This is a genomic window from Ideonella sp. B508-1, assembly GCF_000333615.1.
Lineage (GTDB): Bacteria > Pseudomonadota > Gammaproteobacteria > Burkholderiales > Burkholderiaceae_C > Ideonella.
Genome location: NZ_BADL01000487.1, coordinates 1 through 15,404 on the forward strand (window position 1 = coordinate 1; position 15,404 = coordinate 15,404).

Genomic DNA, 15,404 nt, shown 5'->3' on the forward strand with positions numbered 1-15,404 from the left:
GGCCGAGTGCGGGCCCGCTTTTTCACAGATCCATGGGGCGCATGACACCAAAGGTCACGAAAAATCAGGCTTTAAGGCGCACAATCTCATCTGTTTTCTACCCAACCGTTTCCCCGAGGAGTGATACGCATGATCCGTGCGTTCCTGACCGTTGCACTGTCGCTGGGCCTGCTGGGCGCCCAGGCTGCTCACGCCGTCCAGCCTGCCAAGGCCAAGGCCAGCAAGAGTGCGCATGCCAAGGCCGCCCCCAAGCCCGAACCCGAGCTGGTGCTGCCGGATGCCGACGGTCCCCACGCCGCGGCGCACCTGGTCCACCAGCACCGGGGAGGTTTCGACCGTGAGCTCCAGTGCGAAATCGGGGTGCGTGTTGCGCATCTGTTGCAGCCAGCCGGTGAGCCAGCTGTGGACCACCGATTCAATGGCACCGATGCGCAGTGCCATCGGCCGACCCGCGTTGCTGCCCATTTCCTCCTTCACCTGCCGGTGCACCTCCAGCAAACGCAAGGCCAGTGCATGGAAACGCTGGCCGGCGATCGTCAGGCGGAACTGCTTGTCACGCCGGTCGACCAGAACCACGCCCAGTTCCTCTTCCAGTGCGGAAATGCGTGAGGACAGTGCCGACTGGGTGATGTGCAAGCGCTCTGCAGCACGTGTCACGCTCTTGAGTGATACGGCCCAATGAAAGCCCTCGACAAAGCGCAAGTTCATCCCACACTCCAGATGTGAACGGCCAGGCTCCCGCCTCGCCATCATCGACCTGATGGGCCGCCAGGTCGCCTCGGCGTCGGGGCTGCCGGGCGAGATTCTGCAGCAACTGTCCAGGTCACCTGCTTCCCGCCAGAGCAAGCCAATGCTCGCTCTGCGAGGTTTCCTGGGGCAGCTTCGCAGTACCCCCGCAAACACAAAAGGCCGCCCGAGGGCGGCCTTCTTCATGCGGGTGGCTCAGACGCCTGCGCTGCTGAGCGCGCCCAGCACCAGTTCGCGCTGCTCGCGGCGGTGCAGGTGCACGGAGGCGGTGGCCCCTGCGGCATTGGCCACCCGGGACACGCAGCGCACGCGGATGCCGCGCGCCCGGCAAGCCTGGGTCAGCTCATCGCGGATGCCCGACCACGCCCCCTGGTTGAGGTGCTCCTCCTGCGCCCACACCAGCTCCTTGACCTGGGGGTGTGCGGCCAGCAGGGCCGTCAAGGTGAGGCGGGGAAAGGGATAGAGCTGCTCCAGCCGCCACAGGGCGACCTCGTGGGCCTGGAGTTCCTCGCGTCCGCGGGCCAGGTCATAGTGCAGCTTGCCGCTGCTCAGCACGACGCGGTGGACCTGCTCGGCCGGCTGGCCCCGGTCATCGCCCAGCAGGGGCGCAAAGCCACCCCGGCTCAGGGCCTGCAGCTCACCGTGGGATGCCGCCTCCGCATACAGGCTGCCCTTGGGGGTCAGCGCGATGAGCGGCTTGCGCACGGGATCGAGTGCCTGCTGCCGCAGCAGATGGAACCATTGCACCGCCGTGGAAGGGCAGACCACACGCAGGTTGTCGTCCCCGCACAGCAGCAGAAAGCGGCTGAGATAGCCGGTGGAGTGCTCGGGCCCATTGCCCTCGTAGCCGTGCGGCAGCAGGACCCCCAGCGCCGCGGTCTGCCCCCATTTCGCTTCGCCCGAACTGAGGTACTGGTCCAGATAGACCTGGGCCTCGTTGACGAAATCGCCGAACTGGGCCTCCCACAGCGCCAGGGTGCGCGTGTCCAGCACGCTGCGGCCATACTCGAAGCCCAGCACCGCCTCCTCCGCGAGCGGCGAGTTCACCACGGTCAGGCCGGCCGCCCCAGCACCAAGCTGCAAGAGCGGCACATGCGTGCGCAGACTGGCCTGGTCGTGCCAGACGGCATGCCGGTGGAAAAAGGTGCCGCGCTGCACGTCCATGCCCGAGATCCGCACCGGCACCCCCGCCGCCAGCAGAGAGGCATAGGCCAGGTTCTCCGCCAGGCACCAGTCCACCGGGGCGGTCTCGTCAGCGGCGGCGCGTTGCCAGCGCTGGCGCAGCGCCTCCACCTGGGCATGCGGTCGAAAGTCGTCCGGCAGGGCCACCATGGACCGCAACCAGGCCTGGAGCTGGCCCGGCGTGGGTGGGTTGGCACGGGTCGGCAGCTGCGCTGGGGCCGCCTGCCGGGCGCCCCCCCCATCCGGGTGCTGGGGCACAGGGCCGCCCCAGCCCGCCAGCGCCGCAGCCCTGGCGCGGGCCACGCGCTGCATCAACGCTTCCCGCGAAGCGACGCCAGCGCGCACCAGCCGCTCCACACAGGCCTGCACCACGCCGGGTCGCGCCAGTGTCCGGTGTGCCATCTGCGGACGGGTGAGCTCCTGGACATCGTGCTCGGAATGCCCATGCCGGCGGTAGCCCACCAGATCGATGAGCACATCGGCCTGGAAGCGCGCCCGATAGGCCAGCGCAAAGGCCGCGGCACGGCCGAGTTGATCGGCCGCCTCGGCGTTCACCCGCAGCACCGGCGCATCCACCATGCGGGCGACGTCGGTGCAGTAGCGATGCTGCACGCCGTCCATGGCGTGCGCCGCGGTGAACCCCACCTGGTTGTTGATGACGATGTGCACCGTGCCCCCGATGTGGTAGCCCGGATGGCGGGTCAGGTGCAGGGTCTCCATCACCACCCCCTGCCCCGCGAAGGCCGCGTCGCCATGCAGGGCCAGCAGCATGGCCCCTGCATCCCCCTGCGTGCCGGGCCCTTGCGCGGCGCGGGCGGCATGCACCATGCCGCTGACCACCGGAAAGACACTCTGCAGATGAGAGGGGTTGAAGGCCAGGGTCACATCAACCGCCCCCTGGGCCGTCTCCACGGTATGGCGACGGCCCAGGTGATACACCAGGTCCTGCGGCCACCCGGCCGGCTCTTGTCCGGCGAAGTGCTCGAGCACCTCTTGCGCAGGCAGCCCCAGCACATTGACCAGCAGATTCACCCGCCCGCGGTGCGGCGCACCCAGCACCACCTGATCCACACCCTGCTGTGCGGCACCGGCCAGCAACTGGTGCACCAGAGGGATCAGGGACTCGCAGCCCTCCAGGGAAAAGCGCTTGCCATGGGGATGGCGCTCGCCCACGAGCTCCTCCCAGGCCTGCGCCGCCACCAGACGGTCCAGCAACGCTCCCTGGTCCGGGCCGGTCTCCAGCGAGGCGGCCATGTCCTGCTCGAAGGTGTCGAAACACCAGGCCGCGCGGCCCGCATCCCGCACGGCGCTGCAATCCAGGGTCAGGTCACCGCAGTAGATGGCCTTGAGCCGCTCGTCGAGCGCGGCCACATGGGTCACGCCATGGCGCTCTGCGTCGTCGGTCGAGAGCGCCTGATGGGGGTAGAGCCCGAACAGCTGAGGGCGCAGCATGCGGTCGTCGGCCCGCGCGGACAGACCCAGCGGGTCCACCCTGGCGCAGGCATGCCCACGCTGGCGGTGCCAGTCGGCAAAGTCGCGCACGGCCTCGGCCGGCGCCAGCATGGGCAAGGTATCGGCCTGGGCGTCCTGGGTCGGCGAACCATAAGACGGCCAACCCTGCGGCGGACGAGGTTCTGAAAATGAGGATGAAGAGGTCGACATGAATACTTCCTGAACAGATTGAAGGCATTTCCTACGCGTTATGCCTATGGTTTGTCTCCTCGTCCTCGAACCCATTACCGGAAAACTCGGCGTGTCCGTGTCGATTTTGCAAATAATTCCCTGGATGGGTGTGTCAAGGATTCATCAAGACGGCCAACGATCGCCCTGTCAACTCTGACAGGGCACAGTGGCCTGCTCTTTGCTGAAGCGCCGTCGCTGGAGGCGCCATTCCCGAATGTAGGACCGTAATTCTTTCACTTTTGGGCTTAAGCGCCCCCCCGGTCGGCCGATACTCGCTGAAACATCTGGACGAAAGTCCCTATTGATTCGTCAGACGCCAAACATGGATTGGGAGCAGAAGTGAGTTTTGTCAACCTGAAGATCGGAACGCGGCTGGGACTGGCCTTCGCCCTCATCATCGCCTTGATGCTCGTCGCCATGTTCAGTGCCACCTCGCTGCTGAGAAGCACGTCCGAGAGCATGAACGGCCTGCTCAGCGAGCGATATGCCCAAATCTCTTTGAGCAACGACGTCAAGACCGTCGGCGACCGTGGTGCGCTCACACTCGGAAAAATCCTACTCAGCAACGATCCGGAGAAGATCAAAAAACTGCTTGACGAATATGCCGAGTTGAAGAAGCTCAATGGAGACAACTTCAGCAAACTGGAGGCGTCCCTTCATTCCGACGACGAGAAGGCCCTCTATGCCGAGCAGGTGGAGGCCCGCAAGGCTTATGGCGCGGTGGTGCGCAAGGTGTTTGATCTGCAAAAGCAGGGTGCCCACCAGGAAGCCATGACCGCCTATGCGGAGGAACTACCGACCCCGCAGGCGAAGTACTACGCCTTGATCGACAAAATGGTGGCGCTGCAGGCCCGGAAGATGCAAGACAGCGCCGACGATGCACAAAGGCAGGTGACCACCTTCCAAAACGTGATGCTGCTGAGCGCGCCCCTGCTGGTGGGGTTGGCCGTTGTCGTGGCGCTCTATATCACCCGCTCCATCACGCGCCCCGTCCACCAGGCCATCATGCTGGCGGAGCAGGTGGCCTCCGGCAACCTGACGGTGCAGCTGAAGGCCGAGGGACAGGATGAGGTGGGGCGACTGACCCACGCCCTGCAGCGCATGGTGGTTGGTCTGCACCAGATCGTGACGCAGGTGCGTCAAAGCGCGGAGTCCATCACCGTGGCGGCGCGCGAAGTGGCGCAAGGCAATCTGGACCTGTCGACCCGCACCGAACAGCAGGCCAGCGCGCTGGAGGAAACCGCCGCGGCCATGGAGGAGCTGACCTCGGCCATCCGACTGAGTGCCGACAGCGCAGGACAGGCCAAGCATTCGGCAGTCTCTGCATCGGCCGTCGCCACCCGGGGTGGCGAGGTCATGGGCGAGGTCGTCAGCACCATGGGCAACATCGCCGATTCCTCCAGGCGCGTGGTGGAGATCATCAGCGTCATCGATGGCATCGCGTTCCAGACCAACATCCTGGCGCTCAACGCCGCCGTGGAAGCCGCTCGGGCCGGGGAACAGGGGCGTGGCTTTGCCGTCGTGGCAGGCGAGGTCCGCAGCCTGGCCCAGCGCAGTGCCCAGGCCGCCAAGGAGATCAAGTCCTTGATCGACGCCTCCGCCACCCAGGTGGAGGAAGGCACCCGCATGGTGGCCGGTGCCGGGGAAACCATGCAGCAGGTCGTCTCCGGCATCCAGCAGGTCACCACGCTGGTCACCGAGATCAGCGGCTCGGCACGTGAACAAAGCACCGGCGTGGAACAGGTCAACATCGCCATCACCGAGATGGACGACTCGACCCAGAAGAACGCCGCGATGGTGGAGCAGAGCACCGCAGCCGCACGCTCCCTGGAAGACCAGGCCCGGCAGCTCAACCAGCTCGTGCAGGCCTTCTCGCTCTGAGCAGCCTGCCTCTTCCCCCCAAGAAGCCGCCCGCCGGGCGGCTTTTCTTTGAGGCTCAGCCCAGCACCGGGTTGAGGGCCGCCTGCCCGGCCAGCACGGCCGCGACGTTGTCCAGGGCCGTGAAGCCCATCTGATCCCGGGTCTCGACGGTGGCACTGGCCATGTGCGGGCTCAGAAAGACGTTGTCCAGCGCAGCAAACCGGGTGTCGAAGTTCGGCTCGCTGCGGTAGACATCCAGACCCGCGGCAAAGAGCTGGCCGGAAGTCAGCGCCTCGTACAGGGCATCCTCGTCCACCAGCGCGCCGCGCGCCGCATTCACGAACACCGCACCGCGCGGCAGCAGGCCAAACTCGCGGCGGGTCATCAGGGGCGACCCGCCGCCAGGCACATGCAGGGTCAGGATGTCGCTCATGGGCAGCAGCTCATCGAGCGAGCCACAGAAGACGGCGCCCTGTTCCACCTCGGCCGGTGCGCGCTTGTGGTCGGTGTAGGCGACCTTCATGCCAAAGCCCTGGGCCCGCCGGGCCACCGCGCGCCCGATGCGGCCGAAGCCGACGATGCCCAGCGTCTTGCCGTGCACGCGGCGCCCCAGCATCTCGGTCATGCCGAAGGACTTGCCCCAGCCGCTGCGCATGATGCGTTCGTACTCCGACGCGCGCCGGCTGGCCGCCAGGATCAGCAGCAGCGAGAAATCGGCGGTGCAGTCGGTCAGCGCGTCGGGCGCATGGGTGACCTGGATGCCCCGGGCCCGGGCCGCCGCCACGTCCATGTGGTCGAAGCCGGCGCTGGCGTTGGCGATCACCTTCACGCTGTCAGGCAAGGCAGCGATGTGTTCGGCCTGCAGGCCGGACTTCTTGCCGATCAGCACCGCCGGCACCGCGTACTTGCGGCAGAAGTCCACCACCGCCTCGCAGTCCATGTCGGACTCCGTGACAAAGGCATTGAACTCGTCCGTGGCCCGCTGCGCCACGGCCTCGGGCACCCGGCGGGCCACCAGCAGGCGGGGGGAATTCGTCTCCGACATGTCGTTCTCCTGGGTCTGGAATGGCCGCAAGGTTAGGAAGCCCCGCCACCATGCGTCAATGTTGATTCTTCAAATCAACAAGCCGGTCCGATCGCGCACCTTGCCCGCCCGGATGCCCGCCCGGAGCCGACTGAGCGCACACAGGCCTTTCTGAGGCAGCTCCGTCGCCAATCAGGAAAACCCTGAGCCGCTCCTCTGAGCACCGGTCCTCCCGGACATTGATTCACCGAATCAAGCTTGATGCGCCTTCCCGCCGGGTGGAATCCTTCGGCCGCATTCAAACGTCGAAAGGAAGGACATGTCCGCACACCAACGCATCGCGGCCGTCACCGGCGCAGGCTCCGGCATCGGCCGCGCCGCCGCCGTGGCCCTGGCCGAGGCCGGCTTCACCCTCGCACTGATCGGCCGCCGGGAGCAGCCCCTGCAGGAGACCCTGGACACCATCGCCAGCGGCGGCGGGCAGGCCCGGGTCTTCCCCGCCGATGTGGGAGATGCCGCCTCGGTGGACCAGGCTTTCGCCGGCATCGCCGAAGCCTTCGGCCGCCTGGACGTGCTGTTCAACAACGCCGGTCGCAACGCCGGCGCCGTGCCGCTGGAAGACTACGACACCGCCCTGTGGGACAGCGTGGTGGCCACCAACCTCACCGGCGTCTTCCTCTGCGCCCGCGCCGCCTACCGACTGATGAAAGCCCAGCAGCCCCAAGGGGGCCGCATCATCAACAACGGTTCGATCTCCGCCCATTCGCCGCGACCGCACACCATCGCCTACACGGCGACCAAGCACGCGGTCACCGGCATCACCAAGTGCATCGCACTGGACGGCCGCCCCTACCGGATCACCTGCAGCCAGCTCGACATCGGCAACGCGGCCACCTCGCTGACGGAGCGCATGACCCAGGGCGTGCTGCAGGCCGACGGCCGCACCGCGCCCGAAAGCCGGCTCGACGTGGCCCATGTGGCGCAAGCCGTGGTGCACATGGCCAGCCTGCCCCTGGAGGCCAATGTGCTGACCATGACCCTGATGGCCTCGGACATGCCCTTCGTGGGCCGCGGCTGAGCCTCCACACTCCACCCCAGACAGCTCACCACCCAGATGGATGAGCGCGAGGAGACATCCATGACCACTCTTCATGCCAAGCCGTTCCCGCGGGGAACCCACGCTGCCTCGGCGACAGCGCCCGCGGCGAGCCGTGCCAAGCCGACCCGGATCCGCTATCTCATCCTGGTCCTGCTGCTGCTGGCCACCATCCTGAACTACGTCGACCGCTCCAGCTTGGGCATCGTCGCCCCCCTGCTGTCCAAGGATCTGGGGCTGAGCAAGATCCAGATGGGCGAGCTGTTCGCCGCCTTCGGCCTGGCCTATGCCTTCGCCCTCCTGCCGGGCGGCGTGCTGGCCGACGTGCTGGGCTCACGCCTGGCCTATGCCTTCTCCTTGATCGGATGGTCCCTGGCCACCCTGATGCAGGGCTTCGCCAACGGCTACCAGATGCTGTTCGGCTCCCGGCTGGCCATCGGCGCCCTGGAGGCGCCCGGCTTCCCCTCCAATGCCCGGGCCGTGACCTTGTGGTTTCCCACCCGGGAACGCGGCTTCGCCACCAGCGTGTACGTGATGGGGCAGTACATCGGCACGCCCCTGTTCACCGGGCTGCTGCTGTGGATCGCCAGCAACCACGGCTGGCGCTCGGTGTTCCTCACCACGGGCTGCTTCGGCATTGCCTTCGGCCTGCTGTGGTGGACGGTGTACCGCGACCCCGCCAAACACCGGTCGGTGAACGCAGCCGAGCTGGCCTACATCAACGAGGACAGCACGGCGCCAGCCGCGGCCAAGCCCCGCGAGAAGTTCGACTGGCGCCAGGCGATGAAGCTGCTGGGCTACCGCCAGATCCTGGCCATCTGCCTGGGCAAGTTCTGCAACAACACCATCCTGGTCTTCTTCACCACCTGGTTCATGACCTACCTGGTCGAAGAGCGTCACATGTCGATGCTCAAGGTCGGCCTGTTCCAAGCCCTGCCCTTCCTGGGCGCCACGGTGGGCATCCTGTGCGCCGGCTTCTTCTCCGACTTCTTCATCCGGCGCGGCGCCTCCATGTCCACCGCCCGCAAGGCCCCGTTGATCATCGGCACGCTGCTGGGCGCGAGCATCCTGCTGGTCAACTTCGTCGAGTCCAACGAGGCGGTGATCGCCATCCTGACCGTGGCCTTCTTCGCCCAGGGCGTGGGCTCGTCCTCCTGGGCGGCGGTGTCGGAGATCGCTCCCCGCCAGTTCATCGGCCTGACCAGCAGCATCACCAGCCTGGCAGCCAACATCGCCGGCGTCACCACGCCCATCATGATCGGCTACGTGCTGCACGCCACCGGCCAGTTCTACTGGGCCCTGAACATCATGGGCGGCATGTGCCTGCTGGGCGCCCTGTCCTACTCGGTGCTGCTGGGCAAGCTGCACCGCATCGAACTCTGATCCCTCACAGACCCCGCATTCCACATGAACACGCCTGCCACCACCTGCCACTGGGACCATCTGCAGCTGTGCTCCGATGATCCGGAAACCACCGCCGCCTGGTTCGCGCGCTGCCTGGGCGCGGAGATCGTCCGCCGCCCGGGACGGGTCGACCTGCGCATCGGCCCGATCAACCTGTTCATCACCCCGGTGCCCCCCGTGTCGACCACCAGCGCGCCGACGGGCATCCGGGTTCCCGGCATTGACCATTTCGGCGTGACCGTCAACGATCTGGACGCGGCCTTCGCCCATCTGACCCGGTGCGAGGCCGACATCGTCGAACCCATCTTCCAGGTTCGGGCCGGGGTGAGAGCCTGCTTCGTGCGCTCCCCTGGCAACATCCTGGTTGAAATCCTCGAGCGCCGCCCCGCCGAAATGGCCTTCCAATGAGGACACAGCGGCCGCCCGCCGACGCGCATCTCCCGAACCGATGGCCCACTGGATCACCCTGAACGAAGCGACACGGCAGCTTGGCGTGCGTGCGCAAACGGTCTACGCCTATGTCAGCCGGGGGCGCATCGCCGTCGTGCCCGATCCGCACGACCCCCGCAAGAGCCTGTACCGGGCCGAGGATGTCGCCGGCCTGTCCAAACGCAAGCAGGTGGGCCGCAAGCGCGAAACGCTGGCGGTGGGCACCATCTTCGGTGCGGAGCCCTGCATCTACACAGGAATCACCACCTTCGCGCGGGGCCAGCTCTTCTACCGGGGATGGCAGGCCGTGCAACTGTCCGCCACGGCCACGCTGGAGGAGGTGGCGGCCCTGCTGTGGAACGCCACCGGCGGGCCGGTGGTCTTCGGCACGCAGGACCGTCCGGCCGAGGGCGCAGGCTGCGACCGTGGCCGGGCCTTTGCCACCCTGGCCCGCCTGGCGGCCCACGGGCACTCGACCGCCGGACGCACCGACGCCGCGCTGCACGCGGAAGCCGGTTCGCTGGTGGACCTGCTGGCCCAGGCCTTTGGCGCGGAGCCTGGTCCCACGGGCGCGCCCCTGCACCTGCGCCTGGCCGCGGGCTGGTCTCAGAGCGCAGCGGTGGCCGATCTGCTGCGGCAGGCTCTGGTGCTGCTGGCCGACCACGAGATCACCAGCTCGGCGTTCTCGGCCCGCATCACGGCCTCGACCGGCGCCTCACTGCCGGCCTGTCTGCTCACGGGCCTGTCCACCTTCTCCGGCCCGCTGCATGGCGACGCCTCGATGCGGGTGGCCGCCCTGTTCGATGACGTGGTGCGCCTGGGGGCCGAGCGGGTGGCTGCCCACCACCTGCGCGCGGCCATCCCCATCCCCGGCTTCGGCCACCACCTCTACCCCGATGGCGACCCGCGGGCGGCCGCGCTGATGGCCCGGTTGGATCCCCCCCGGGAGATCGCCCGCTTCATTGAACGCATCGTGCGCCTGACGGGGCTGCGGCCCACCATCGACGTGGCCCTGGCCGCCCTGGTGGCCCAGCACACGCTGCCGGCCGATGCCGCCTTCGCCCTGTTCGCCACCGGGCGCTGCGTGGGGCTGCTGGCCCATTGCATCGAACAGCTGCAGGTGGGCATGGTGATCCGGCCCCGGGGCCGCTACACCGGCCCTGCGCTGGACCTGGATCCGCCGCCTCCCGCCGAGGCCACATCCACACCCGACCCGCTGACGCTGGACAAGAACCGCATCTTCAAGGCCCCGACGACCTGATCAGGCCGCCCGGCCCGCCATCCGCCCGGCGTCCACCACCGCGCACAGACGCGCGCAGCGCCCCCACACCAGCAGCAGCAGGCCCAGCTGACCCAACAGCCAGGCCAAAGCCAGGCCACCACTGGGCAGGCTGTCCAGACACCAGCGCAGGCCGGTGCACAGGGCCAGGCCCAGGGCCGCCAACAGGCTCAGCCCCAGAAAAAGGCCCAGCGCCCGGCCTCGGTCGGCCAGCAGCATGCGCAGGCCTCGCCACCAGGCCAGCACCGCCGAGCGGCGGCGCGGCTCCAGCACCAGCACGGCCCGCCCGGCCTCGGCGCTGGCCAGGGCCAGCAAGGCCAGAAACCAAGTCAGGCCCTGGCCCAGCCGCTCCCAGAACAGGGCGTCCGACTGCAGCACCATGTGCTCGCTGCGGCGCTCGGCCAGGTGGGTGAGCCCGTTGCCCACCGCCATGGCCAGGATCAGCAGCACCCCGCCCCAGACCAGCGCACGGCCCATGCGGCCGTAGTCGGCCAGGCCGGCGCGCAAGAGATCATGCCAGCGCAGAACCTGAGGCTGGCGGGCCGCCACACCGGCCATGGCGGTCAGCCAGGGGGTGAACAGCAGCGTCCAGACCAGGCCCATGGCCCCCAGCACCGGCACGGGCACCACGCTGGGCGCCATGAAGACCTGACCCAGGGCCTCGGCCAGCAGCGCGGGATCGAGGCTGCGCGCCAGGGTCGGCGCCAGCAGCGAATGGTCCAGCTGGCGGGACAGGGCCTGCCAGACCGGCAGCCCCACCACGATCGCGGGCAGGGTCAGCACCGCCCACCAGGCCAGCAGCAGGCGCCACTGGGCCATCCGGCGCAGCGCACGGCCCATCTGGGCGAACCAGCCCATGCGGGGCACGGCGGGCAGCTCACCCGCGATATGGAACGTCAAGGACACGGTCACAGTGTGCTCACCAAGGCAAAGAGGGTTTGGGCCAGACCCGTGATCTCGTGGGCCCAGCGGCGGGCGGCGCGGCCGTCGGCCTCCAGGCGCCAGCTGTTGTCGAGCAGCTTGCTGTCCAGGCGGTTGCGGCCTTCCGGGTCGATCTCCACCGACACGGCCTGGCTGGGTCGGATCCAGCTGACCCGCTGCCAGGGCTGATCGCCATCCCAGGTGAACTTCTCGGTGCTGCCATCGGCAAAGCGCACCTTCACCGTCTGCGGCACGGCCACGCCGTCCCGGCGCAGCATCACCGTGGTCTTCCAGGGGAAGGGCCCTTCACCAGCCTGGGCCTTGGGATGGGCTTTGGCCCAGGCGGCGCGCTGCGCCTGCACTTCGCGCTCCACGTCCTCGCTGCGGCGCAGGGTCCAGCGGCCGTTCACCTGGCGCCAGCCGGCGTCGGGCAGCACTTCCTCGCTGGTGAGCGATTCGACCTTGTCGTCGAGCTTGCGCACCGCATAGACCTGCTGCTCGAACAGGCGGTTGACCACGTCGGGCCGGCCCGACACCTCGGACAGCACGGCCTGCAGGTCGCCGATGGCCGGGTGGCGGTATTTCCAGCGCTCGTAGTAGACCTTGAACGCCTTCTCGATCACGGGCTTGCCCAGCGTGGTTTCCAGGTCGCGCATCACCGTGGCGGTGCGGCCATAGACGCTGCCATAGCCTTCGCTGCTGTAGCGGTCCCAGGAATTGGCGCCGATGGCGTCGGTGGCGCGCCCCATCACGCTGAACATGCGCTCCATGTCGAAGGCGGCAATCTCCGGGGCCCAGCCCAGGGCGCGCAGGCGCTGGGTGGTGAGGGGGATCTTCTGGCCGCGGTCGCGGATCATGCGCAGATCCCAGTACTCGTTGAGCCCTTCGTCCAGCATGGGCTCCTCGAACTCGTTGGAGCCCAGCAGGCCGTAGAAGTAGCCATGGCCGAACTCGTGGATGGTCACGAAGTCCAGGTCATAGGCGTTCCAGGTGCCCGGCTCCGCATGGGCGTAGCTGCTGGCGGTGAAGAAGGTGGGGTACTCCATGCCCCCGGCCTCCTCGGCATTGAAGGGCGGGATCACCGCCGTCACGGTGCGGTAGGGATAGGGCCCCAGCGTCTGCGAGAAGTAGGTCAGCGCGTCCAGCGTGGCCTGCAGCACGGGCTGGGCATTGGCCTGGTATTCGGGCGGGTAGAGCACGGTCACCGTCACCGGCGGGCTGCCTGGGCCGGTCCATTGCGCAGTCAGCGGCTTGGCATAGCGGCGGTCGGCCGTCCAGGCGAAGTCGTGCACATCGCCCTGCACGAAGTGGTAGGTCTTGCGCCCACCCTGCACCACCGGCTCGCCCTGCAGCTCGCCCACGGCACCCACGGTCACGTCCTGCGGCACGTTGATCTTCACGTCGTACAGGCCGTAATCGGCGTAGAACTCGCTGTGCAGGTGGAATTCGTGGGCGTTCCAGCGCACCTCCTTCGCACCGCGCTCGCCGGGCAGCTCCAGCACGGCCATCTTCGGGAACCACTGGCCCACCAGGTGGAAGCTGCCGAAGTAGCCGGTGCGGGCCAGCACGCGCGGCAGTTGGTCGAAGAAGTCGATGTCCAGCGTGGTGCTGGCCCCCGGGCCCACCGCCTGGGGCAGGTCCAGCCGCACGACGGTGTGGTCGGTGGCCGGGCCGCCGTCGGGCTGCACGAAGCGCCAGGGCACGGCCCGGCCGCCCTGCTGCACCTTGCGCAGCTCGGTGTAACCCCAATCGTCGTCCTCCACGTCCACCGCGCTGCGGAAGGCAAAGCCCAGCCGGCGCTCGGTCATGAAGGTGCTGCCCTCACCCTCGAAGGCATTCAGGTACAGGTGCAGATAGACCGACTGCACGGGCCGATCCGAGCGGTTGCGCCAGGTCAGCTGCTGGCGGCCGTCGACCGTGTGCTTGTCGGGGTCGAGCCGGGCCTCGATCCGGTAGCTCACCACCCGGTCGGACAGGGTGGGCTCGCTGCCCTGACGCGGGCCGCCCCAGGCACCCGGGGCGCTGGGCTCACGCACCGCCGCCGCATGGGGCAGGGCCAGGGCAATGCCGTCGGGCGACGGCGGCAGGGCCCCGTTCGGGGGGATCGTCGGCGCGGCCGAGGCATGGCTGGTGGCCTGCCCGTCGTCGCCGTGGGAAGAGGACCACCAGAGTCCTGCGCCCAGGGCCAGCGCCAGCACGGCGCCCAGCCCCACAAGTGCTTTGGTCTTGCCCAGCATCTGCGGTCACGGTTTACAACAACCTGTGGATGATAGGGGGCGACGCCCCTGCCCGGTCCGGCACAACCCCCTATTCGGAGGGACAGCCCAGCCCGGCGCGGCCGGGGTCAGGCACTCTCGTCCTCGCCCCAGGCGCGCGGGGCCTGCAGGCCGCGTCGGGGGATGGGGGTGGAAAACACGATGGAGGTGCGCGTCTCTCCGAAGCCGTTGATCCGGGCCAGCAGGCGCTCCAGGTCCTGCAAACTGCGCGCCACCACGGTCATCAGGTAGGAGTCCGCCCCGCTGACATGGTGGCATTCCAGCACCTCCGGCAGCGCCCGCAAGGTGTCCAGCAAGGCGCGCTTGCCCGGCTGCGGCACATGGATGCCCACGATGGCCTGCACGCCGTAGCCCAGGGCCGCCGGTTCCAGCACCGCGTGCACGCCACGGATCACCCCAGCTTCCTGCAGACGTTTCAGGCGTTCGGCCGTGGCCGGCAGCGACAGGCCGGCGGCCTGGGCCAGCACCTTCAGCGGCGCCCGCCCATCGGCCTGCAGAGCCTGCAGCAGGGCCCAGGCCTTGTCATCCAGTTGCACACACGGAGCTGATTCGGCGTTGACCATGGTTCACCTGAAAAATCGCAAGTCATTCGGAGGTTTGACCTCATCTTGCCACTGGAGCGGCCGACAACGGCCCCCTACCATCCCGGCATGGACACCGCTTCGCTGCTGCTGTTTGCCCAGGCCATGCTCGTGGGCCTGTCGATCGCCGCCCCCGTGGGGCCGATCGGGCTGCTGACCATCCAGCGCACCCTGGCCCAGGGCCGGCGCGCGGGGTTGGCCACCGGGCTGGGCGCCGCCGCGGCCGATGCCTGCTACGGTGCCCTGGGCGCCTTCGGCGTGCAGTGGGTGATCGGCACCCTGGTCAGCCTGCGCGGCCCGCTGGCCCTGCTGGGCGGGCTGGTGCTGGGCTGGATGGCCTGGCGCATCTGGCGCCAGCCGGTGGCCGAGCGCGCCGCCGAACTGGCCTCCGGCGGCGACCTGCTGCGCAACTTCGGCGGCACCTTTCTGCTGACCCTGTCCAACCCCGCCACCATCTTTTCCTTCCTGGCCGTGTTCAGCGCCCTGGCCGGCGGCTCGGCGCGTCCCCTGTCACCGCTGTGGATGGTGACCGGCGTGGGCCTGGGCTCGGCCCTGTGGTGGTGGCTGCTGACCTGGACCGTGGGCCGGCTGCGGCACCGGCTGGACGCCGTCTGGCGTCGGCGGATCAACCGCGTCTCCGGCGCCCTGCTGGGGGCCATCGCCCTGTGGGCCCTGGCGCAGGCCGCCGCCAGCGGGGTTGCCCTGGGCTGAAGGCCTGGGGGCGGCCCCATTCATCGGCGCCGACCACCGTTCATCCACGCCCTGGCGCGCTTCGTCGCAAGCGCATGGCGGCGCGGGAGGAGGCTCCCTACAGTCCATTCCAACGCAACACGACGGCACCGCCGCCAACCCCAGGAGCCACACCATGAACACCGCCTTCACCGCCTCGACCGCCTCCACCCGCGCTGCCTGCGGGCCTGCG

At 68.5% G+C, this 15,404-nt stretch carries 11 protein-coding genes and 1 pseudogene; 6 read left to right on the top strand and 6 right to left on the bottom strand.

The genetic code is table 11. The features are described 5' to 3' along the window. Positions 1-261 precede the first annotated feature (261 nt). Together I73_RS34475 and I73_RS29190 are read right to left on the bottom strand one after the other, a co-directional pair. Positions 262-708 (bottom strand): annotated as a pseudogene (locus tag I73_RS34475) (LysR family transcriptional regulator); the annotation flags it as partial. Between the two features lie 234 nt (positions 709-942). Continuing rightward, on the bottom strand, positions 943-3,492 hold the full coding sequence (locus I73_RS29190; RefSeq protein ID WP_022982125.1) for a 2-oxoglutarate dehydrogenase E1 component: 2,550 nt from the start codon (positions 3,490-3,492) through the stop codon (positions 943-945). A 459-nt stretch (positions 3,493-3,951) separates the two neighbouring features. Here I73_RS29190 and I73_RS29195 point away from each other — a divergent pair, with 459 nt between their 5' ends. Beyond that, the gene (locus tag I73_RS29195) at positions 3,952-5,493 is read left to right on the top strand and encodes a methyl-accepting chemotaxis protein (protein WP_022982126.1); all 1,542 of its coding nucleotides are present in this window, start codon (positions 3,952-3,954) and stop codon (positions 5,491-5,493) included. Positions 5,494-5,548: 55 nt separating this feature from the next. Here the strand turns inward: I73_RS29195 and I73_RS19335 are convergent, their stop codons facing one another. After that, positions 5,549-6,517 (bottom strand): D-glycerate dehydrogenase, encoded by a 969-nt coding sequence (locus I73_RS19335; RefSeq protein WP_022982127.1) that lies wholly within the window; start codon positions 6,515-6,517, stop codon positions 5,549-5,551. A 298-nt stretch (positions 6,518-6,815) separates the two neighbouring features. On the opposite strand from I73_RS19335, the gene I73_RS19340 reads away from it, so the two are divergent. Genes I73_RS19340 through I73_RS19355 form a run of 4 tightly spaced genes read left to right on the top strand, consistent with a single transcriptional unit; the run spans position 6,816 to position 10,686 of the window. Continuing rightward, positions 6,816-7,574: an SDR family oxidoreductase gene (locus tag I73_RS19340; RefSeq protein WP_022982128.1), complete on the top strand. Its 759-nt coding sequence runs from the start codon at positions 6,816-6,818 to the stop codon at positions 7,572-7,574. Between the two features lie 60 nt (positions 7,575-7,634). Continuing rightward, on the top strand, positions 7,635-8,975 hold the full coding sequence (locus I73_RS19345) for an MFS transporter (RefSeq protein WP_022982129.1): 1,341 nt from the start codon (positions 7,635-7,637) through the stop codon (positions 8,973-8,975). 24 nt (positions 8,976-8,999) lie between these two features. Further along, complete coding sequence (locus I73_RS19350; protein WP_022982130.1) at positions 9,000-9,404, top strand: VOC family protein; 405 nt, start codon at positions 9,000-9,002, stop codon at positions 9,402-9,404. Positions 9,405-9,444: 40 nt separating this feature from the next. Beyond that, positions 9,445-10,686: a citrate synthase gene (locus I73_RS19355; RefSeq protein WP_022982131.1), complete on the top strand. Its 1,242-nt coding sequence runs from the start codon at positions 9,445-9,447 to the stop codon at positions 10,684-10,686. Here I73_RS19355 and I73_RS19360 read toward each other — a convergent pair whose 3' ends face one another. From I73_RS19360 to I73_RS19370, 3 genes are all read right to left on the bottom strand, one after another. Beyond that, the gene (locus tag I73_RS19360) at positions 10,687-11,610 is read right to left on the bottom strand and encodes a hypothetical protein (protein WP_148289858.1); all 924 of its coding nucleotides are present in this window, start codon (positions 11,608-11,610) and stop codon (positions 10,687-10,689) included. Positions 11,611-11,612: 2 nt separating this feature from the next. Then, positions 11,613-13,862, bottom strand: a complete 2,250-nt coding sequence (locus I73_RS19365; protein WP_022982133.1) for a M1 family metallopeptidase — start codon at positions 13,860-13,862, stop codon at positions 11,613-11,615. Positions 13,863-13,969: 107 nt separating this feature from the next. After that, positions 13,970-14,437 (bottom strand): Lrp/AsnC family transcriptional regulator, encoded by a 468-nt coding sequence (locus I73_RS19370; RefSeq protein ID WP_022982134.1) that lies wholly within the window; start codon positions 14,435-14,437, stop codon positions 13,970-13,972. Positions 14,438-14,551: 114 nt separating this feature from the next. Here I73_RS19370 and I73_RS19375 point away from each other — a divergent pair, with 114 nt between their 5' ends. After that, entirely contained in the window at positions 14,552-15,193 is a 642-nt protein-coding gene (locus I73_RS19375; RefSeq protein WP_022982135.1) for a LysE family translocator, read from the top strand. Positions 15,194-15,404: the final 211 nt, after the last annotated feature.

Excerpts from the sequence above, each read along its gene's own strand:
- I73_RS29190 (WP_022982125.1), bottom strand. The coding sequence starts at position 3,492 with ATGCTGGCGCCGGCCGAGGCCGTGCGCGACTTTGCCGACTGGCACCGC.
- I73_RS19335 (WP_022982127.1), bottom strand. The coding sequence starts at position 6,517 with ATGTCGGAGACGAATTCCCCCCGCCTGCTGGTGGCCCGCCGGGTGCCC.
- I73_RS19340 (WP_022982128.1), top strand. The coding sequence starts at position 6,816 with ATGTCCGCACACCAACGCATCGCGGCCGTCACCGGCGCAGGCTCCGGC.
- I73_RS19345 (WP_022982129.1), top strand. The coding sequence starts at position 7,635 with ATGACCACTCTTCATGCCAAGCCGTTCCCGCGGGGAACCCACGCTGCC.
- I73_RS19350 (WP_022982130.1), top strand. The coding sequence starts at position 9,000 with ATGAACACGCCTGCCACCACCTGCCACTGGGACCATCTGCAGCTGTGC.
- I73_RS19355 (WP_022982131.1), top strand. The coding sequence starts at position 9,445 with ATGGCCCACTGGATCACCCTGAACGAAGCGACACGGCAGCTTGGCGTG.
- I73_RS19365 (WP_022982133.1), bottom strand. The coding sequence starts at position 13,862 with ATGCTGGGCAAGACCAAAGCACTTGTGGGGCTGGGCGCCGTGCTGGCG.
- I73_RS19375 (WP_022982135.1), top strand. The coding sequence starts at position 14,552 with ATGGACACCGCTTCGCTGCTGCTGTTTGCCCAGGCCATGCTCGTGGGC.